Raw genomic sequence first — 19,202 nt, forward strand, 5'->3', positions numbered from 1 at the left:
CTCGTTCAATAGAATACTGATCAAGGTTCGCGTTCAGCGTAAACAGGTCGTTTTTGCGACAGTCGCGGCGTTTTTGCGTACAGGCCAACCTGAAGAGGCAGAAGGCGGCCGGGCGACTATGCTCCTGTGAAGTTCCCCGGTCGGAAAACAGCCCATGCAATCAGGTGCTTCCCTGCTGACGCGACCGGCCTGGCTATTGCTCTGTGGCCTGCTTGCCCTCGGCGGTTGCGTACGGCTGGGGCCGGACTTTCAGCCGCCTGGCGAAGCCTGGGTCGATCACTGGAACACGCCGGCGATCGAGCACGCCAGCCAACGCACCCTGTACCCGGACATCCGCCAGTGGTGGCAAGTCTTTGCCGACCCGGTGCTCGACCAGTTGATCGCCGCAGCGGATGCGCACAATTCCAGCCTGAAGATCGCCGGCCTGCGGGTCATGGAAGCTCGCGTGCAGCTAGGTATCGCCCAGAGCGGACGCTACCCGCAATTGCAACAGGTCGCCGCCGACAGTGTGTACGTCGACCGTCATCAATCCGGGGGCAGCAACCCGGTCGACAGCCAGTTCTGGCAGCACAGCGCCGGGTTCGATATCGGTTGGGAACTGGATTTCTGGGGCCGTTTCAGCCGGGCCATCGAGTCTTCCGACGCCAGCTACTTCGCCGCCGAGGCCAACTATGAAGACGGCCTGGTGCTGCTGCGGGCACAAGTGGCGGACACCTACTTTGTCCTGCGCACCACCGAAGCGCGCCTGCGCGTGGCCAGGGAAAACGCGAAACAACAGCAACGCAACTACGAGATCACCGAAAGACTGTTCAAAAGCGGCCAGACCGCCGAACTCGACCTGCAACAGGCCAAGACCCAATACCTCGGCACCTTGAGCACCATTCCTGGCCTGGAAGACCAGTTATCGCGCACCCGCAATGCCTTGACCGTGCTGATCGGACAGCCACCCGGCGCGCTGCCACGGGTGGTGGAAAGCACCGGTTTGATCCCGTTGGTGGACCGCGCCGTGTTGCAGGACGTACCGGCCAATCTGCTGTTGCGCCGCCCCGATGTGCGCGCCGCCGAACTGAATGTCGCCGCGCAGTCCGCGCTGATTGGCGTGGCCGAAACCGACTTCTACCCGTCGCTGACGTTGCTGGGCAGCATCGTCTGGTCGACCGATACCTTGAGCGGTACGTCGCGCAGTTTTGATCTGGTGGGCGGGCCCAGCCTGCGCTGGAACGTGTTCGACCATGGCCGTATCAGCAACAACGTGCGGGTCCAGGATGCGCGCTTGCAGCAATTGATCGAGGCCTACCGTGACAAGGTGCGCCAGGCGGCTCGCGAAGCGGATGATGCCGCCAACGGCTTGACCCATGCTTTGCAGCGCGAACGCATCCTGCGCGAGGCCGAAGGCGCGGCCAAACGCTCGCTGGACCTGGCCGTCATCCTGTACCGCGAAGGCTATTCGGATTTCCAGCGGGTGCTGGATGCCCAGCGTGCGCTGCTCGAACTGCAGGACAGCTACCTGCTCAGTCGAGGCGACGCGGTGAGTAATGTGATTGCCCTGTACAAGGCCCTGGGCGGCGGCTGGTACAGCGCCCAGCCCAGGGTCGACGCCGCCACGCGCCAACAAATGGAACAACGCACCGACTGGGGCGACCTGCTGAACGAGCCCCCGGCCGCGCAGCCCGCCTCCCCCCTTGCCCAACCAGGTAATCAACCATGAGTGAAGCCGCCTCCCCCCCGCCGCCAGCGGAACCTGCCGCCGACCCGACGAAAAAAGGCGTGAAATGGGTAGTACTGCTGATCGTCGTGAGCCTGGCCTGGTATCTGTTGGCTGACCGATTCACGCCCTATACCCAGCAGGCACGGGTCGGCGCCTTTGTGATTCCGGTGGCGGCGGAAGTCTCCGGCCGGGTGATCCGCGTCAACGTGCGCAACAACCAGGACGTCAAGGCGGGCGACGTGATTTTCGAGATCGATCCGCAGCCCTACCAGATCGCGGTCGACCGGGCCCGGGCAGACCTTGAATCCACCCGTCGCCAGGTTGGCGCCAGCACCGCCGGCATCGCCTCGGCGCAAGCCAACCTGCGTGCGGCACAGGCCAACGAACTCAAGGCCAGGCAGGACAACCAACGGCTGGAAGGCTTGTATCGCCAGGACCCCGGAACCATTTCCGTGCGCCTGCTGGAAGTGTCCCGCGCCAACCGCGAACAGGCCGTCAGCCAGGTCGCCGCCGCCCGCGCCGAAGTCCAGCGCGCCCGCGAGCAGGAAGGCGGCAACGAGGAGTCCAACGCCCTGCTGCGCAGCGCCGCCACCGCCCTGTCGAAGGCCGAACTGGACCTGGCCAACACCCAGGTCCATGCGCGCTCGGCCGGTTTGATCACCGACCTGCGCACCGACGTCGGCCAGTTCGCCGCGGCCGGGAACCCGGTGATGACCCTGATTGCAATCCACGATGTCTGGATCAGCGCCGACATGACCGAGAACAACCTCGGCCTGGTCCGCCCCGACAGCCCGGTGTTGATCGCACTGGATGCGTTGCCCGGCGAAGTGTTCGCCGGGCGCGTGCGCAGTGTCGGTTATGGAGTTAGTGTCGGTCAGCCGCCCGCCCCCGGCAGCCTGCCCACGGTGCAGAACAGCCGCGACTGGCTGCGTCCGGCCCAGCGCTTTCCGGTGATCATCGAGTTCTCGCCGGACGCCTTGGCCATGCTCAAGGACAACCGTGCCATTCGCGCCGGCGGTCAGGCCGAGGTCATGGCCTTCCCGTCCGAGGGCAATGTCCTCAATCCCCTGGGCCGGATGTTTCTCTGGCTGATGAGCTGGCTGTCCTATGCCTACTAAGCGCTCGCCACGGGTTCAGCGCGCGTTGCGCCTGGCCTGCGGCACCGCGTTGTGCCTGGCCGCGAGTTTCGGCCTGGCGTTGCCGATACCGTTCCTCGCACCGGTGCTGGGTGCCTTGCTGCTGGTCAGCCTCAATCGCCCGTTGCCATTCAAGGCCACGCTGGTGCTGGCGGTGACCGCGATGCTAACCACCGGCATCGGCCTGCTGTTGATCCCGGTCCTGCGCTATTACGCCTTCAGTGGTGTGCTATTGATCGGTCTTGGCCTGCTCATGGTCTTTCGATATGGCCTGCGCGGCGGCAACAACCTGGTGGTGACCTTTCTGGTGATCGGCCTGACCATGATCCCCTCGGCGGGGGTCGCCGACTTCGGCCTGGCAGCGATGGTCATCAAGGCGCTGATCAGTGGCTTGCTGCTGGCGGTGATGATCGGCGCATTCAGCCACTGGCTGTTCCCCGAACCGGACAATGCCCCGGTGCCGCCGCCCGCCGCCACACTACCGGAGGCCGACGTCGACCGGGTCGCGCTACGAGCCACCCTGATCGTGATGCCGACCTTTCTGCTGGCATTGATCGATCCCGCCAGCTACCTGCCCATCGTCCTCAAAGCCGTCAGCCTCGGCCAGCAGAGTTCCAGCACCAACACCCGCGACGCCGCGCGCGAGCTGATTGGCTCGACCTTGCTCGGCGGGCTGCTGGCGATCCTGTTCTGGAGCGCACTGAGCGTTTTCGTGCACCTGTGGATGTTCTTTTTGTGGATGCTGCTGTTCGCCCTGGTCCTGGCGCGCAAGCTCTATGGCCTGAGCCCGGGCCGGTTAAGTCCGGGCTTCTGGCTCAACACCCTGATCACGCTGATCATCCTGTTGGGGCAGTCGGTTCAGGACAGCCTCGCGGGCAAGGACGTGTACACCGCGTTCGCGATTCGCATGGGGCTGTTCATTGCGGTGACGCTGTATGCGTGCGTGATGGTGCATTGGCTCGATCAGCGACCGGCCACAAAAATCAGTGCTAGCCTGCGCTGACCTTGTGGCCTCTACAGACCCTGTGGCGAGGGAGCAAGCTCCCGCGCCACAGGATTTGTGTCACACCTCAAGGGTTAACCTGATACCCCTTCCCCTGCAAACAGCTTGTATAAGCGGTGGAAGTGGTCGAGGCGTTGGTTTTATCCTGGGCACGCCGCTCCTGACGCTGGCGCGAACCACCCACCACGGCACCAGCGGCGGCGGTCTGTTTGGCGCGGTTCTGCCGGTAATCCTGCTTGGTATTGTCATCGACGCGATCATATATCTCGTCATGCTGGTTTCCCCGCACCTGCGCCGCCGTGGCCCCGGCGGCCGCCCCCGCCGCCGCGCCCTTGATCCGTCCACCGGAAGGCGTCGAGGTCGTCGATGTACTACTGGCGGCGATGCTGTTGCATTCATTGATGTCGAGTTGGGTCTGTTGCGAATTCTGGCCCTTCATCGGTACTACCGTTTGTGCCCAACCCTGGGTACTTAAAACCGACAATACGACGCACAGGCCGATGGGCGACAATCTGTTCATGATGTCCTCCGGATGGGCGCGACTGGCCCTCAGAGAGTGTAGATCAGCCCTCCTCGCCAACCTCCATGAGCAGGCGATTTCCGACCCATTGCACCGCGACCGCCTCCAGGCCGGCCGGGTGTCGGTGCCGGTGTTGCGCCCCCCAAATCCCCTTGTGGGAGCGAGCTTGCTCGCCATTGTGTCAGGTCAGGCAGCATCGATGTCACAGGGGCCGGCCCATTCGCTGGCAAGCCAGCTCCTGCTGATCTTGTCGTGTCATTTGGGCAGCGGATAGAGCCTGTCATCAAACTGCGCCAGCTTCGGAAACACCAACGGCTGATCATCACTCAGGTGTTGCAGCCGCTGGCTGTAATCAACCAGGAACTGCTGACGCGCTTCATCGCTGATGTACGGCACATGCCAGGCCACAAACGGTTCCAGCACATCAAAACCAACATAGGCCAGGGTCCCGCGCAGGATCGGCCGCAGCATGTCCTGCAACGGCCCATGAATCGCGTCCTCGCCGAACATGTGTTCGCGACCGCCCAAGGTCACCGTCACCAGCGCCTTCTTGCCGCTTAAACCGCCCTGATCGTAGAAACGCTTGCCGCCGTAGCAGATGCCGGACACCAGCACCCGGTCGATCCAGCCCTTGAGGATGGCCGGGGTGGAGAACCAGAAGATCGGGAAGTTGAGGATCAGCAGGTCGGCCCACAGCAGTTTGTCCAGCTCGGCCTGGATGTCGGCCGCCAGCGACTGGCTTTTAACCCCGAGGCGTTGCTCCAGCGCGTACACCAGGTACTCGGGGTTTTCCCGCGAGGAGAAGTCATCGGCGCTGGCCACCGGGTTCCAGTTCATTTTGTACAGGTCGCTGACCTGCACTTCGTGGCCCTGGGCTTCCAGGGTCGCGACCGCTTGATCGCGCAAGGCCGCGGTGAAGGATTGTGGCTCTGGATGAGCGTGGACGATCAGTACTTTCATGGTGATTCCTTAGACTTTTTCCAGCGTAGGGTTTGAATTCGGGAGCGCGCGGCTGGCCAGCAAGCGGTCGAGCCAGTCGGGGTCCATTTGCGGTTCGGACGAAAACAGCAGTCCGGTGTAATCCTGGTGCGGCGGGGTGAAGATCTGGCTGCGTGAGCCGTGGTCGACCACCCGGCCCCGTTGCATCACCAGCACCTCATCGGCAATCGCGCGCACGGTGGCGACGTCGTGGGTGATGAACAGGTAGGCCACGCCCAGCTGTTGCTGAATACGATTGAGCAGTTTGAGCACGCCTTCGGCCACCAGTTGATCCAGTGCCGAGGTGACTTCATCACAGATGATCAACTGCGGATCGGCCGCCAGTGCCCGGGCGATACACACCCGTTGCTTTTGCCCTCCGGACAGTTCCCGGGGCTGACGCTCCATGAAGGTGGCCGGGTCGAGTTCGATCATTTCCAGTAACTCGGCCACGCGCGCGCGCATGGCCTTGCCCTTGAGCCCCAGGTAAAAGGTCAGCGGCCGACCGATGATATCGACGATGCGCTGGCGAGGGTTCAGCGCTGTGTCGGGAATCTGATAAATCATCTGGACGCGCCGCAGCTGCTCCTTGCTGCGCTGTCGAAAGTCCGCCGGCAGTGGCTGGCCGTCATACAGCACCTGGCCCGAGGTTGGCGGCAGCAAACCGGTGATCAGTCGTGCCGTGGAGCTTTTGCCGCTGCCGGACTCGCCGATGACCGCCAGGGTCTGGCCACGGTACAGCTTCAGCGAAACGTCATGCAGCACCGGCTGACGACCGTAACTGGCGCAGCTGTTGCGCAGTTCCAGCAGCGGTTGTTCCTGCTGCGGACAGGCCTTGGGTTCAGTGCGGAAACTGCGTACCGCCCACAACGACTTGGTGTAGTCCTCCTGCGGATCGCCGAGCATCTTGCGGGTCTCGGCTTCTTCCACAAGTTTGCCGTGGCGCAGCACCATGATGCGGTCCGCCATCTGCGCCACTACCGCCAGGTCGTGGCTGATGTAGATCGCGGCGCTGCCGTAGGTTTTCACTGCGTCGCGAATTGCCGCCAGCACTTCGATCTGGGTGGTGACGTCCAGCGCGGTGGTCGGCTCGTCGAAGATGATCAGGTCGGGATGGCAAGCCATGGCCATCGCCGTCATCACCCGCTGCAATTGACCGCCGGAAACCTGGTGCGGATAACGCTGGCCGATCTGCTCGGAATTGGGCAGGCGTAGCACGCGGTACAGTTCCACGGCTTCGGTCATGGCCTGGGCACGGCTCATGCCGCCATTTATCACGGCGGTTTCGACATGCTGATCGATCAGCCGATGGGCCGGGTTGAACGAAGCGGCCGCGCTTTGCGCGACGTAGGCGATGCGCAAGCCTCTCAGCTTGCGCAGGGCTTCGGGCTTGGCCTTGAGCAGGTCGATGCCGTCGAAATGCACCGAACCGCCGGTGATTTTGCAGCCGTCACGGGTGTAGCCCATGGCCGACAGACCGAGGGTCGATTTGCCTGCCCCCGACTCGCCGATCAGCCCCAGCACTTCGCCGCGTTGCAGGGTCAGGTCGATGCCCTTGATCAGCGGATGCCAGGCGTCTTCGTAGTGACCTTCGATGTGCAGGTTGCGGATTTCCAGCAAAGGTTTGGAGGTCGTCATGTTCAGCATTCCTTGAGGCCGCTGGATTTATGCAGCATCCAGTCGACGACGAAGTTGACGCTGACCGTGATCAACGCCACGGCCAGGGCGGGCAGCAACGGGCTGATGTCGCCAAAGGTGATCAGTACGGCGTTGTCGCGCACCATGCTGCCCCAGTCGGCGGTGGGCGGTTGAATGCCCAGGCCGAGGAATGACAGCGCACTGATGAACAGGAACACAAAGCAGAAGCGCAGGCCGAACTCGGCAATCAACGGCGCCGCCGCGTTCGGCAGCACTTCGCGGGTCACCAGCCACCACAGGCCTTCACCCCGCAGGCGCGCCGCTTCGACGAAGTCCTGGACCACGACGTTCATCGCCACCGCCCGGGACAGCCGAAACACCCGGGTCGCATCCAGCAGCGCAATCACCAGCACCAACGAGGTCGCGGTGGTGCCGACCACACTGAGAATCAGCAGGGCAAAGATCAATTGCGGAATGGCCATCAGGATGTCCACCACCCGCGACAGCCCCTGATCGATCGCACCGCCCTTGATCGCCGCGACCAGGCCGCTCAAGCCACCGAGCAGGAACGCCAGTACCGTGGTCAGGAAGGCAATGCCCAGGGTGTTGCGCGCGCCGTAGACCAGGCGGCTGAACATGTCGCGCCCCAGGTTATCGGTGCCCAACAGGAACTGCCCGCCCCACGGCGCGAAGCCCTCGCCCACCACCTGGGTTTCGCCGAAGGGCGCCAGCACCGGGGCGAACAGCGCCACCAGGATGTACACAACGATGACCAGCAATCCGAACTTGGCACTCAGCGGTGCCCGGACCAATTGTTTAAGCAAGCTCATGGTCTACCCCTTTGGATGCATCAAGCGTGGGTTGCTGGCAATCGACAGCACATCCGCGCTGGTATTGAGCAGGATGTAGGTCGCCGCGAAGATCAGGCTGCAGGCCTGCACCACCGGGATATCGCGCTTGGCCACCGAGTCCACCAGCAACTGGCCGAGGCCGGGATAGACAAACACCACTTCGACCACCACCACGCCCACCACCAGGTACGCCAGGTTCAGCGCCACCACGTTGACGATCGGTGCCAGGGCGTTGGGCAAGGCATGGCGGAAGATGATCCGCGACTGGCTGATACCCTTGAGCCGGGCCATTTCGATGTAGGGACTGGCCAGCAGGTTGATCAGCGAGGCGCGGGTCATGCGCATCATCTGCGCGATCACCACCAGGCTCAGGGTCGCCACGGGCAGTACCGAACGCTCCAGTATCATGCCAAGGGACGCATCCGGCGCCAGGTTGGAAATGCTTGGGAACCAGTTGAGCTTCACCGCAAACACCAGGATCAGGATGTAGGCGACGAAGAACTCGGGAAACGACACCGCACTCAGTGCCGAGGTGTTGAGCAAACGGTCGAACCAGCTGTTGCGGTACAACGCCGCGAGCATCCCCAACAACAGCGCCAACGGCACCGACACCAGGGCCGCCAGCAGCGCCAGGCTGAAGGTGTTGCCCAGCCGTGAACCCACCAGTTCGGCGATCGGACGCTGGTTGGCCAGAGATACACCGAGGTCGCCTTGCAACAGGCTCCAGATCCAGTGCCCGAAACGGGTCAGTGGCGGCAGGTCCAGGCCCAGTTGCGCACGGAACGCCGCCACGGTTTCCGGGGTGGCGGATTGGCCGAGCATGGCCTGGGCGATATCGCCCGGGAGCATGCCGACCGCGAGAAAAATGATCACTGACAACGCAAACAGCGATAACAGCCCCAATGCCAAACGCTGAAGTAGCAACCTGAAAAGACTATTCACCGCGCAGTTCCTTACGAAGACCACCATTTCCAACTGTAGGAGCGAGCCTGCTCGCGATGGACGTCAACGATGACGCGGACAGTCTGAGTATCCGCGTTGCCTTGACCTTTCTCGCGAGCAGGGCTCGCACCTACAGGGGTTCTTCATCTTTGCCGAACGCTTACGCCTGCCACCAGCGCTCGATCACCCGCAGCCCATCCAGCTCGCCGTAAGGCGCGGTTTGCCCACCGTGCGCGACCCGGTTGGAGCGCGCCGCCACGGAGCTGGCGAACAGCGGCACGATTGCCCCGCCGTCATCCCGGCACAGCGACTGCATTTCGTTGTACATCTCGCGGCGCAGCGGGTCGTTCATTTCGCCACGGGCGGCGTTGAGCAGTTGATTGAAGCGCGGGTTATCCCAGTGGGTTTCGTTCCATGCCGCACCCTTGGCGTAACCGATGCTGAACATGCGGTCGGCGGTCAGGCTGCTGTACCAGAACGAGGTGGTGAACGGTTGCTTCATCCACACGTTGGAGAAGAAACCATCGGCCGGCTCGCGTACCACATCGATATCGATCCCGGCCGCACGGGCCTGCTCTTTGAACAGCACCGAGGCATCGACGGCGCCGGTGTACGCCGCGTCCGAGGCTTGCAGACGCACTTTGAGCGAGTCCATGCCGGCCTTTTTCAAGTAGAAACGCGACTTGTCCGGATCGTAGCTGCGTTGTTCCAGCGCGGTGTTGATGAAGCGGCTGCCAGGCTGGATCGGGTGATCGTTACCCACCAGGCCATAGCCGTACAGCACCGAAGACAGCAGGGTTTCACGGTTGATCGCGTGCTTCATCGCCATGCGCACGTCATTGCTCTGGAACACCGGACTGTCGGTGAGCATCGGGAAGGTGTAGTGCTGCGCGCCCTTGGTTTCTTCGATGACCAGGTTCGGGTTGCGCTTGAGCAGGGCCACGGTTTTCAGGTCGACCTTGTTGATCACGTCCACTTGCCCGGTGACCAACGCGTTGATTCGCGCGGCGCCATCGCCGATGGCGATCAGTTCGGCGCTGGCGAAGTGCGCCCGCCCGGCTTTCCAGTAATCCGGGCTGCGCTCCAGGGTCATGCGCACACCCGGTTCGAAGTTCTTCAGGCGATAACCGCCGGTGCCAATACCGGCCTGCCAGTCCGGCACGCCGTCCTTGCTCGGCATGATCACCAGATGGTAATCGGCGACCACGTAGGTGAAGTCGGCGTTGCCCGAGTGCAGCTCGAACACCACGCTGTCGCTGCCGTTGGCACTGACCTTCGCCACGTCGCCCAACACGGTCTTGGCCGCCGAGCTGGATTTCTCCCCGAGGTGATGCTGGATCGAGGCGACCACATCGTCGGCGGTCAGGGTCTTGCCGTTGTGGAAGGTCACGCCCTGGCGCAGTTTGAAGGTCCAGACCCGGGCATCCGGGGTCGAGGTCCAGCTTTCAGCCAGCTCAGGGATCGCCGAGCCGTCGACGGCAATTTCGGTCAGGGTGTTATAGATCGCCGAGAAACCGACGAAGGTAAAGGTATCGACCCAGGAACCGGGGTCTTTCGAGTCGGTGGTGCTGGCGCCGGCCAGTCCCAGACGCAGCACGCCACCGGGCTTCGGCGTTGCGTCTGCCGCCATGGCGCCCAATGGCAGGCCCATGGAGAACGCGCCGGCCATCGCTGCGGCGGCCGCGCTGTACTTTAAAAAGTCACGACGCGCAAAGCTGAATTCATGGTTCGCTTGAGTAATCTTGTTTTTGTTATCGCTCATTGCATTGCCCCTGATTGAAAGCTAAGGAAATACCCGTTCAAAACCACGCGAAGCACCGGGCCATGGCCCGGTGCGAACATCCTTTGAATCGTTGACCGTCACACCTGGATCGCCTTCACTTCGGCGAATTCGTTGAGCCCCTCCTCCCCCCACTCCCGTCCGTTGCCGGATTGTTTGTAGCCGCCGAAAGGCGCCTGATAGTTGAAGGCCGCGCCATTGAGGAAACATTGGCCAGCCCGCAGTTGCCGACCCAGTTGCAAGGCGCGCTCGCTGCTGCCGGCCCAGACGCCGCTGGACAGGCCGAACGGCGAGTCATTGGCGATCTGGATCGCCTGCGCTTCATCCGCATAGGGAATCAGGCACAGCACCGGGCCAAAGATTTCTTCCTGGGCAATGCGCATGCGGTTGTCGACATCGGCAAACAGCGTCGGGCGAACGTAATGGCCGCGCTCGAAGTCCGGCGCCGAATCGCCACCGCACAGCAACCGCGCGCCTTCGGACTGACCGAGGCGGATGTAATCCTCAACGGTGCGGCGCTGCCCCGGCGAACACATCGGGCCGAGAAAACTCTGCGGATCGAGCGGGTCGCCCATGCGCAGGCTCAGGGTTTCCTCCAGCGCAATCTGCAGCGCTTCGGCATAACGGCTGGCCGGCAGCAACATGCGCGTCAGCGCGGTGCAGGTCTGCCCGGAGTTGATCATCACGTCCTGTACGCCGTAACGCACCGCTGCGGCCAGATCGGCGTCCTCGGCAATCAGCAGCGGCGACTTGCCGCCCAGCTCCAGGCACACCCGCTTCACCGATGGCGCCGCCGCTTGTGCAACGCGCACGCCAGCGCCGGTGGAACCGGTGAACGACACCATGTCGACGTCCGGGTGCCTGGCCAGAGCCTCACCCACCTTGGAACCCGGCCCGCTGACCAGGTTGAAGACCCCGGCGGGCAGGCCGATATCCTCGATCATCTGCGCCAGCAGAAACGCGTGCAGCGGCGTTTCCTGGCTTGGCTTGACCACCACCGTGCAACCGGCGGCCAAGGCTGGCGCGAGTTTGCCGATCAACTGGTGCAGGGGGTAATTCCACGGATTGATGAACGCGCACACACCCACGGCTTCGCGGACCACCAGCGAGTTACCGACTTCACGCACCTCGTCCATCAAACCGGCGAGTCCGATGTACTGCTCCAGGCCAATGATCGGCCCGTCGACCTGCACCGAACGGCACCATTGCACCGGCATACCCAGTTCAGTGGTAATCACTGCGGCCATTTCATCGGCACGGGCGCGCAATTGCTCGGCCAGCGCCCGGATATAACCGGCGCGCACGCTGGACGGCGCCTGCGACCAGGGCCCGAAGGCCCGACGGGCAGCGGCGACGGCGTTGTCGACATCCCGCTCATCACCCAGGGGCACGCGGCCGGCGATTTCTTCGGTGGCCGGGTTGATGACCTCGGCGATGCCTCGCCCCGACGGGGTTTGCCAGCGTCCATCAATAAACAGTGCCTTGTGATCAAGCATGAACCTGAGCCTCCATCAATTCCTGGGCGCAACGGGCGATGCGCTGGCAGGCATCGCGCAACGGCGCCGCCCCCACCACCAACCCGAGGCGAATGTGTCCGGCGGCGCTCGGGCCAAAGGCTTCGCCGGCCAGCACCGACACGCCGTGGCGATCGAGCAGACGGTCGGCAAATGCCTGGGCGCTGAGGCCGGTTTCGCGGATATCGACCATCACGAACATGCCGCCATCGGGCTTCAGCGCACGCACGCCGGGGCAATCGGCCAGGCTTTCGCACACCAGATCACGGCGCTGACGATAGGCTTCGCGCATGGCCTCCAGTTCCGGCAACTGGCTTTCCAATGCGACCACTGCGGCGTCCTGGATAAAGTCCGGCGAGCCGTAGAGCATGCACAGCGCCAGGTTTTCCAGATGCGCGGACAAAGACAGCGGCGCCACCACCCAACCCACGCGCCAACCGGTCATGGCGTGGGATTTCGACAGGCTATTGAGGGTCGCGGTGCGCTCGGCCATGCCCGGCAGACTCGCCGGGCTGACGTGTTCGCCTTCAAACAGCAGCTCGCTGTAGACCTCATCGGAAATCAGCCACAGATCGTGGGCGATGCACAGTTCGGCCAAGGCCTCCCAAGTGCTGCGTGGCAGGCTCGCGCCCGACGGGTTGTGCGGGCTGTTCAGCGCCAATGCGCGTGTACGTGGCGTGATGCGGGCGGCGACGTCTTCTGGCAGGACGCGAAAGCCGTTTTCCGAACGCACCGGTACCGGCACGACCTTGGCCCCACAAGCACCGAACACGGCTTCGTAGGTGACGTACATCGGCTCGGCGACGATCACTTCATCGCCGGGATTGAGCACGCACTGGGCCACGCTGAACAACGCGCACTGCGCCCCGGCCAGTACCGTGACCTGATCGGCCGAGACCAACTGACCACTGCGTTGCCGCTGGCGTTTGGCGATGGCTTCACGCAGGGCACGCTTGCCGCGCACCTCCGCGTAGTGGGTGTTGCCGGACAACAGGCTGTCGATAGCGCCCTGGACGATGGGTTGTGGCGTATCGAAATCGGGGTCGCCGACCGACAGCAGCAAAATGTCCTTGCCCTGCTCCATCATGGCCAGTGCACGGTAGTGAATATCCCAGGCGGCGGCGCCGTCACCGGCGATGCGTTGAGTCAGATCGGAAAAGCGCATGGCCCTATTCCCTCCAGTAAAGGTTGAATATCAGCGAACGCAGGCATGCTTGAGTTCGATCAGGGTGACGCCGTTGCGATTGAAGCCGTGGCGCAAGTCGGTTTGCAGTTCCGCAAGGTTTTGCGGCTGCGTCACGGTGCAGCCGAAGGCACGGCCCAGCGCGGCAAAATCCGGATTGCGCGGCAGCACGCCGATGGGCTCGATATCCAGCCCGATCATGTCGTCACGAATCTGCCCCAGGGCGTCGTTGTTCCACAGCAACACCACCAGCGGACTGTCCAGCTCCTCGACCGCCGTTGCCAGTTCCTGCGCGGTGTAGAGGAAACCGCCATCGCCCACCAGCACCAGGCCCGGTCGTTGCGGTGCACCGAACTTGGCGCCGATACCGGCCGGCAAGCCGTAGCCCAGGGTGCCGTAGCCGGTCGGGTGCAACCAGCTGCGGGTGGCCTCACTGGCGAAGGCGTAATTGCCGGTGTAGGCCAGTTGGGTCATGTCGGTGCTGATGAAGGCGTTGGCCGGCAGTTCGGCGGCGATGCGCTGCAGGATCGCCTGATGGATCTGCTGCAACGGGCCATGACCGGCGTGGATGGCTTCACGCAGTGCCGCCACTTTGGCAATCGCGGCACCGGCGTCGCGGACATCCGGCGACAGGCGTTCGAGTGCGGCGGCCAAGGTTTGCTGTGCGTCGCCGTGCAACGCCACGGCGCATGGGTAGAAGTCGTTGAACTTGCGCGGATCGATGTCCACCCGCAGCAGTTCGGCGTTGAGTGGCAGGCGTTCGCGCCAGAAATCGGTGTCGGCCATTTCCGTACCGACCGCCAGTACCACGTCGGCTTCGGCGATCAGGTTCCAGCCCGGCTCCACGCACAGCGACGAACCGGCATTGAGCGGTGCATCCGGTGGCAGCAAGCCTTTACCGGCGACGCTGGTGAACAGCGGCGCGGCGAGTCGGGTGCTCAGCTCGGCCAGTTCTTGTGCAGCATTTAGCGCGCCACCGCCGGCGATGATCATTGGACGTTTGGCGCCGTGCAGCCGGGCGACCGCCTCGTCCAGTGCGGTGGCTGCGGGGGTGCCGCGACCGGGGCGCCGCACCACGTCATTGCTCCAGTCGCGAGCGACCGGTGCCGACAGCACGTCCAGCGGCACCGAGATGTGCACCGGGCGCGGACGCTCGCTGTCGAACACCGCATAGGCACGGGCGATCAATTCCGGCAGGTCTTCGGCAGTCAGGGCCACGGCCGAGAACGCGGTGATAGGCGCGGTCATGGCGCGCTGGTCCTGGCACTCGTGCAGGATGCCCCAGCCCTTGCCGAGGCTGGCCGTGTGGTTGACGCTGGAAATCACCAGCATCGGAATCGAGTCGGCGTAGGCCTGACCGATGCCGGTGGCGGCGTTGGTCACGCCGGGGCCGGTGATGACGAAGCACACGCCGGGTTTGCCGCTGACCCGCGCATAACCGTCGGCCATGAAGCTGGCGCCCTGCTCATGACGGGTCAGCACATGCCGAATGCCGCTGCCGGGCAAGCCGCGATACAGCTCCAGGGTGTGCACGCCGGGAATGCCGAACACGGTGTCGACGCCGTAGTTGGCCAGCAAGCGCACCAGCGCCTGGCCACCGGTCAAGGTTTTGCTTTGCATGTTCAGTTCCTCATTCATGGCCGAGGCGAATCAACGCATCGACCGCGGTCGTGCCCTGGGCACCGACCAACAATGGGTTCACATCGAGTTCGAGCAGTTGCGCGGCGTTTTCGCAGGCGTAGTCGGCCACGGCACGGATCGCCGTCACCAGCGCGTCGAGATCCGCCGCTTCGCGACCACGGAAACCTTGCAGCAATGCCGCGCTGCGCAGGCTCAGCAAGGCCTGGCGTATGGCCCCGTCGGTGGTCGGCAGCAACAGGCTGCGACTGTCCTTGAGCAGTTCCACCAGAATGCCGCCAGCGCCAATGACCAGCGCCAGGCCGAAGTCGTTTTCACGCTTGATGCCGACGATCAGTTCGGCCAGTGGCGGCTTGGCCATTGGCTCCAGCAGCAACTGATCGAACGCCACCCCGGGTGCGTACGCGGCAATGCTGGCGTGCATTTTTTCCAGTGCCGCGCTCAGTGCCGCGTCGTCCTTGAGGTTCAGCGCCACGGCGCCGGCCTCGGTTTTGTGCGGTAGCTGGGCGCTGACCGCTTTGAGCACCAGCGGATAACCCAGGGCGTTGGCGTCCTGCAGTGCGCGGTCCGGGGAACTCAGCACACCGTTGGGGGTGGGCAGGCCGAATTCGCGCAAGGCTTGCTTGGAATCCCATTCGTTGAGCAAACGACCCTCGCCTTGCAGCGCTTGCGGGCACAGCGGCACCAGCGCCGACTCACCCAGGGCCAACAAGGCCTGACGGTTACGCTGGTAATTGGCGATGCGCCCCCAGGCTGACAGGCCGTCTTCAACGCCCTGCAATGCCGCCACGCCCTGCTCATGCAGGCGTTCGCGAGCATGGGCCGGCAGCAACTCGGGGAAGGCCGAGGTGACGAAACCGGTCTTGCCGTGGCGCACCAGCGCTTTGCAATACAGGTCCAGCAGCAGGTCGCATTCCTTGCGTTCGCCGGTGAACTCGGCCGGGTAGTCGAGCACCAGCATCGCGGCATCGGCTTCGGTGCGCAGGGCGCTGTCGAGCATGCGGTTCAGTGCCTCGCCATCGCCCCAGATCGCCGTGGTGAAATCCAGCGGGTTGACCAGGTTGGCGTAGCTCGGCAGCACTTGCGCCAGTTCGCCGGTTTGACCGGCGTCGAGCTTGGGCAGCGCCAATTCATTGCGTTCGGCGTAGTCGGCGATCAGCCCGGCGTCGCCCCCGGAACAGGCCAGGGCGATCAGGCTGTTGCCCGCCGGCAGGTTGCCGCAGGCGGCAGCTTTCAAGGTTTCGACGAAGCTTACCGGGCCACTGACGCGGATCACGCCCAGGCGTGCAAACAGCGCGTCGTACAGCGCATCGGAGCCGGAGAGCGAACTGGTGTGACTCAGGGCCAGCTCGGCGCCGATCTGCGACACGCCCGTTTTCAAGGCGATGATCGGTACGCCCTTTTCCAGCGCCTTGTGCGCGGCGCGGGCGAACCCCGGTACGTTCTTCAAACCTTCCAGGTGCAGGCCGATGGCGGTGACCCGTGGCTCATCGAGCAGCACGTCCATCAATTCGGCCACGCCCAGTTGCGCCTGGTTACCGACCGAAGCCATGTAAGCCACGGGCAGCGAGCGGTCGCTCATGGACAGGTTGTAGGCAAAGTTGCCGCTCTGGGTCAGCACCGCCACGCCCTTCTCCACCGCTTTGCCGCCATGGGCCACCGGCCAAAGCGCGCAACTGTGCAGGTAGTCGAGCAGGCCGTAGCAGTTGGGGCCGAGCAAAGCCATGTCGCCGGCAGCTTCGAGCAGTTGCTGTTGCAGGGCCAGGCCTTCGGCGCCGGTTTCGGCAAAACCCGAGGCATAGCAAATCGCGCCGCCGGTGCCGATGGCGGCCAGTTCGGCCACGCAGGTCAGGGTCAGGTCGCGGTTGGTCGCGATGAACACCGCGTCCGGGCCGCACGGCAGGTCGGCCACGCTGCGCACACAAGGCACGCCTTCGAGGCTCTCGTGTTGCGGGTTGACCAGCCACATCTGTCCTGGGTAGCCGCCTTCGGCGCAACGCTTGAGGGCGCGGGCCATGCTGCGGCCGCCAACGAACGCGACGTGGCGCGGCGCGAGCATGCGTTTGAGGTTGTCACGAATAGTCTGGGACATGGGGGTTCTCCGGGCGATCAGCGCAGCAGCGGCCGCAGCAGCTCGCGGGAAATGATGTGGCGCTGGATTTCCGACGTGCCTTCCCAGATCCGTTCGATCCGCGCGTTACGCCAGATGCGCTCCACCGGACCTTCGTCCATCAGGCCCATGCCGCCGAAAATCTGCACCGCTTCATCGGCCGCACGACCCAGTACTTCGCTGGCAAACAGCTTGGCCATGCCGGCCTCGCCATCGGTCATGGTGCCCTGGTCCATCTTCCACGCGGTGTGCAGGGTCAGCAGTTCCGCCGCGCGAATTTGCGTGGCCATGTCCGCCAACTTGAACGACACGCCCTGATAGGTACCGATGGGCTGGCCGAATTGCTTGCGGTCCGCCGCCCATTGCAGCGAGACGTCCAGCGCCCGTTGCGCCTGGCCGACGCAGTTGGCCGCCACCATCACCCGTCCGGCGGTCAGCCAGGCGTTGGCCACGTCCCAGCCCTTGCCGACTTCACCGAGCACCTTGGAGGCCGGTACGCGGCAGTCGTCGAAAAACATTTCGAAGGTGTGGTAACCACGGTTGCTCACGCACTTGGGACCACGGCGGATGGTCATGCCCGGGGTGTTGCGATCGACCAGGAACGAGGTCACGGCGTTGCGCTTCTTGCCGTTGTGCTCGTAGGTGTCGGTGACGGCGAAGACGATGGCGAAATCGGCGTGGCCGGCGTGGCTGATGAAGTGCTTGCTGCCATTGAGGACGAAGTCGTCACCGTCACGCACGGCGCGGGTCTTGATTGCGTTGGCATCGGAACCGGCACCCGGTTCGGTCAGGGCAAAGCAGTCGATCTTCTCGCCCTGGATGCACGGCAACAGGTAATCGTTGATCTGGTCGCCGGTGCAGGCCATAAGAATTTTCGAAGGCCGTGCGACGAACACGTGCAGTGCCCAGGAGACTTTCGACAGCTCACGCTCGATCAGCGCCTGGGACAGGTAGTCCAGACCGCCACCACCGACCTCTTCGGGCATGTTGAAGGCGTAGAAGCCCGCGGCAATGGCCTTGCCGCGAATCTGCGCGGCGAGCTCCGGGGAGACTTCGTCGGCGCGATCGACCTCGGTTTCATAGGGCAGCAGTTCCTTCTCGACGAAGCTGCGTACCGAGTCCACCAACATTTCTTGTTCTTGGGTCAGTTGGAAATTCATGGGTGCTACCTGTGTTCGTTTGCAAAGAGTGGTTGGCGAGACGGGTCGGGCTTAGCGACCGATAAAGCGTGCCGGGCGTTTTTCCATGGCGGCGCGCAGCGCTTCGCTGCCGTCTTCGCTGCGCCCGCAGAGCAGGCCGGCGGCAAGTTCTGCTTGCAACTGCTCGGGCAGGCTGCGGTCGGCGCCTTCGCGCATGAGTTTTTTGGTCTGGGCAAAAGCGAAGGTCGGCCCGGCGGCCAGGCGTGTGGCGAGCTCGCTGGCCACGGCCTGCAATTGATCGTCGGCGCAGACTTCACCGACAAGCCCGGCGGCCAGGGCGCGATCGGCCCCCCACAGTTCGTCGAGGAACAACAGGCGCTTGGCTTGTTCGGCGCCGATCAGGCGTGGCAGGTGCCAACTGGCGCCGGCGTCCGGCGAGTAGGCCATGCTGGTGTAGCCGGCCTTGAAGCGTGCCGACTGCCCGGCAATGCGCAGGTCGCAGCACAGGGTCAGGTCCATCCCGGCACCGACGGCGGTGCCATTGATGGCGGCAATGGTCGGCTTTTCCAGGCTGTGCAAGCGGGTCATCAGGGCATGGGCGGTTTCGGTCCAGCCGTAGGTTTCCAGCGCGCCACGGGCTTCGGCCTCGGCCCACTCATCGAGGTCGGCACCGGCGCAGAAACTGCGACCGCTACCGGTCAATACCACCACGCGTACCGCTGGATCAGCGTTGTAGGTGTCGAGCAAGGCGTGAAGGCTTTTCAGCGTCGGGATGTCCAGCGCATTGCGCTGAGCCGTGCGATTGAGGGTGATCCAGGCAACGCCTGCTTCGACCTGACTGAGCAGAGAATCGTGAGTAGTCATGCGGGTCCTCGAATTATTTTGTTTGTCTTGAGGTGTTGCGACTTGAGGCCATACTAAACGAGTGTTCAGTAAGCCGGCAATCGGTGGCGAAATCGGCTGTAACAAATCAAAGCATCGGCTAACACATTGTTTTTATTGGGTTATATGTCCATTGCGGAGAGTGAGCCATAACCGCTGTTACAACTTCGAACAACTGCC

General features: G+C 63.7%; 15 protein-coding genes. 3 read left to right on the plus strand and 12 right to left on the minus strand.

What is annotated here, in order from left to right:
• Positions 1 to 154 precede the first annotated feature (154 nt).
• From BLV61_RS01005 to BLV61_RS01015, 3 genes are read left to right on the plus strand one after another with little or no spacing between them, the layout of a single operon-like run.
• Positions 155 to 1,708, plus strand: coding sequence for an efflux transporter outer membrane subunit (locus BLV61_RS01005; protein ID WP_244159766.1), 1,554 nt, complete (start codon positions 155 to 157; stop codon positions 1,706 to 1,708).
• Complete coding sequence (locus tag BLV61_RS01010; RefSeq protein WP_090461885.1) at positions 1,705 to 2,826, plus strand: HlyD family secretion protein; 1,122 nt, start codon at positions 1,705 to 1,707, stop codon at positions 2,824 to 2,826. Before BLV61_RS01005 ends, BLV61_RS01010 begins: the two co-directional genes overlap by 4 nt.
• The gene (locus BLV61_RS01015; protein ID WP_090461887.1) at positions 2,816 to 3,847 is read left to right on the plus strand and encodes a DUF2955 domain-containing protein; all 1,032 of its coding nucleotides are present in this window, start codon (positions 2,816 to 2,818) and stop codon (positions 3,845 to 3,847) included. Before BLV61_RS01010 ends, BLV61_RS01015 begins: the two co-directional genes overlap by 11 nt.
• A 67-nt stretch (positions 3,848 to 3,914) precedes the next feature.
• Here the strand turns inward: BLV61_RS01015 and BLV61_RS01020 are convergent, their stop codons facing one another.
• The 12 genes from BLV61_RS01020 to BLV61_RS01075 form a co-directional block, all read right to left on the minus strand.
• On the minus strand, positions 3,915 to 4,367 hold the full coding sequence (locus tag BLV61_RS01020) for a YMGG-like glycine zipper-containing protein (protein WP_090461889.1): 453 nt from the start codon (positions 4,365 to 4,367) through the stop codon (positions 3,915 to 3,917).
• 255 nt (positions 4,368 to 4,622) lie between these two features.
• Entirely contained in the window at positions 4,623 to 5,327 is a 705-nt protein-coding gene (locus BLV61_RS01025) for an NAD(P)H-dependent oxidoreductase (protein ID WP_090461891.1), read from the minus strand.
• Positions 5,328 to 5,336: 9 nt separating this feature from the next.
• Complete coding sequence (locus tag BLV61_RS01030) at positions 5,337 to 6,983, minus strand: ABC transporter ATP-binding protein (RefSeq protein ID WP_090461893.1); 1,647 nt, start codon at positions 6,981 to 6,983, stop codon at positions 5,337 to 5,339.
• 2 nt (positions 6,984 to 6,985) lie between these two features.
• Positions 6,986 to 7,813 (minus strand): ABC transporter permease, encoded by an 828-nt coding sequence (locus BLV61_RS01035; RefSeq protein ID WP_047529241.1) that lies wholly within the window; start codon positions 7,811 to 7,813, stop codon positions 6,986 to 6,988.
• A gap of 3 nt (positions 7,814 to 7,816) precedes the next feature.
• Positions 7,817 to 8,776: an ABC transporter permease gene (locus tag BLV61_RS01040; RefSeq protein ID WP_090461895.1), complete on the minus strand. Its 960-nt coding sequence runs from the start codon at positions 8,774 to 8,776 to the stop codon at positions 7,817 to 7,819.
• Between the two features lie 160 nt (positions 8,777 to 8,936).
• Positions 8,937 to 10,538, minus strand: coding sequence for an ABC transporter substrate-binding protein (locus BLV61_RS01045; protein ID WP_090461898.1), 1,602 nt, complete (start codon positions 10,536 to 10,538; stop codon positions 8,937 to 8,939).
• Between the two features lie 98 nt (positions 10,539 to 10,636).
• On the minus strand, positions 10,637 to 12,052 hold the full coding sequence (locus tag BLV61_RS01050; RefSeq protein ID WP_090461900.1) for an aldehyde dehydrogenase family protein: 1,416 nt from the start codon (positions 12,050 to 12,052) through the stop codon (positions 10,637 to 10,639).
• Positions 12,045 to 13,235, minus strand: coding sequence for a pyridoxal phosphate-dependent aminotransferase (locus BLV61_RS01055; RefSeq protein ID WP_090461902.1), 1,191 nt, complete (start codon positions 13,233 to 13,235; stop codon positions 12,045 to 12,047). The genes BLV61_RS01050 and BLV61_RS01055 overlap by 8 nt, the downstream gene beginning before the upstream one ends.
• Before the next feature lie 30 nt (positions 13,236 to 13,265).
• On the minus strand, positions 13,266 to 14,873 hold the full coding sequence (locus BLV61_RS01060) for a 5-guanidino-2-oxopentanoate decarboxylase (RefSeq protein ID WP_090461904.1): 1,608 nt from the start codon (positions 14,871 to 14,873) through the stop codon (positions 13,266 to 13,268).
• Positions 14,874 to 14,883: 10 nt separating this feature from the next.
• Complete coding sequence (locus BLV61_RS01065) at positions 14,884 to 16,983, minus strand: acetate--CoA ligase family protein (RefSeq protein ID WP_090461906.1); 2,100 nt, start codon at positions 16,981 to 16,983, stop codon at positions 14,884 to 14,886.
• A 17-nt stretch (positions 16,984 to 17,000) separates the two neighbouring features.
• A complete protein-coding gene (locus BLV61_RS01070) occupies positions 17,001 to 18,161 on the minus strand; it encodes an acyl-CoA dehydrogenase family protein (RefSeq protein ID WP_047529254.1) in 1,161 nt (386 codons plus the stop codon).
• A 51-nt stretch (positions 18,162 to 18,212) separates the two neighbouring features.
• Positions 18,213 to 19,004, minus strand: a complete 792-nt coding sequence (locus BLV61_RS01075) for an enoyl-CoA hydratase/isomerase family protein (protein WP_090461908.1) — start codon at positions 19,002 to 19,004, stop codon at positions 18,213 to 18,215.
• Positions 19,005 to 19,202 lie beyond the last annotated feature (198 nt).

The organism is Pseudomonas mohnii (genome assembly GCF_900105115.1).
Classification (GTDB): Bacteria; Pseudomonadota; Gammaproteobacteria; order Pseudomonadales; family Pseudomonadaceae; genus Aquipseudomonas; species Aquipseudomonas mohnii.

Excerpts from the sequence above, each read along its gene's own strand:
- BLV61_RS01045 (WP_090461898.1), bottom strand. The coding sequence starts at position 10,538 with ATGAGCGATAACAAAAACAAGATTACTCAAGCGAACCATGAATTCAGC.
- BLV61_RS01015 (WP_090461887.1), top strand. The coding sequence starts at position 2,816 with ATGCCTACTAAGCGCTCGCCACGGGTTCAGCGCGCGTTGCGCCTGGCC.
- BLV61_RS01030 (WP_090461893.1), bottom strand. The coding sequence starts at position 6,983 with ATGACGACCTCCAAACCTTTGCTGGAAATCCGCAACCTGCACATCGAA.
- BLV61_RS01065 (WP_090461906.1), bottom strand. The coding sequence starts at position 16,983 with ATGTCCCAGACTATTCGTGACAACCTCAAACGCATGCTCGCGCCGCGC.
- BLV61_RS01060 (WP_090461904.1), bottom strand. The coding sequence starts at position 14,873 with ATGCAAAGCAAAACCTTGACCGGTGGCCAGGCGCTGGTGCGCTTGCTG.
- BLV61_RS01075 (WP_090461908.1), bottom strand. The coding sequence starts at position 19,004 with ATGACTACTCACGATTCTCTGCTCAGTCAGGTCGAAGCAGGCGTTGCC.
- BLV61_RS01070 (WP_047529254.1), bottom strand. The coding sequence starts at position 18,161 with ATGAATTTCCAACTGACCCAAGAACAAGAAATGTTGGTGGACTCGGTA.
- BLV61_RS01005 (WP_244159766.1), top strand. The coding sequence starts at position 155 with ATGCAATCAGGTGCTTCCCTGCTGACGCGACCGGCCTGGCTATTGCTC.
- BLV61_RS01010 (WP_090461885.1), top strand. The coding sequence starts at position 1,705 with ATGAGTGAAGCCGCCTCCCCCCCGCCGCCAGCGGAACCTGCCGCCGAC.
- BLV61_RS01050 (WP_090461900.1), bottom strand. The coding sequence starts at position 12,052 with ATGCTTGATCACAAGGCACTGTTTATTGATGGACGCTGGCAAACCCCG.
- BLV61_RS01025 (WP_090461891.1), bottom strand. The coding sequence starts at position 5,327 with ATGAAAGTACTGATCGTCCACGCTCATCCAGAGCCACAATCCTTCACC.
- BLV61_RS01055 (WP_090461902.1), bottom strand. The coding sequence starts at position 13,235 with ATGCGCTTTTCCGATCTGACTCAACGCATCGCCGGTGACGGCGCCGCC.
- BLV61_RS01020 (WP_090461889.1), bottom strand. The coding sequence starts at position 4,367 with ATGAACAGATTGTCGCCCATCGGCCTGTGCGTCGTATTGTCGGTTTTA.
- BLV61_RS01035 (WP_047529241.1), bottom strand. The coding sequence starts at position 7,813 with ATGAGCTTGCTTAAACAATTGGTCCGGGCACCGCTGAGTGCCAAGTTC.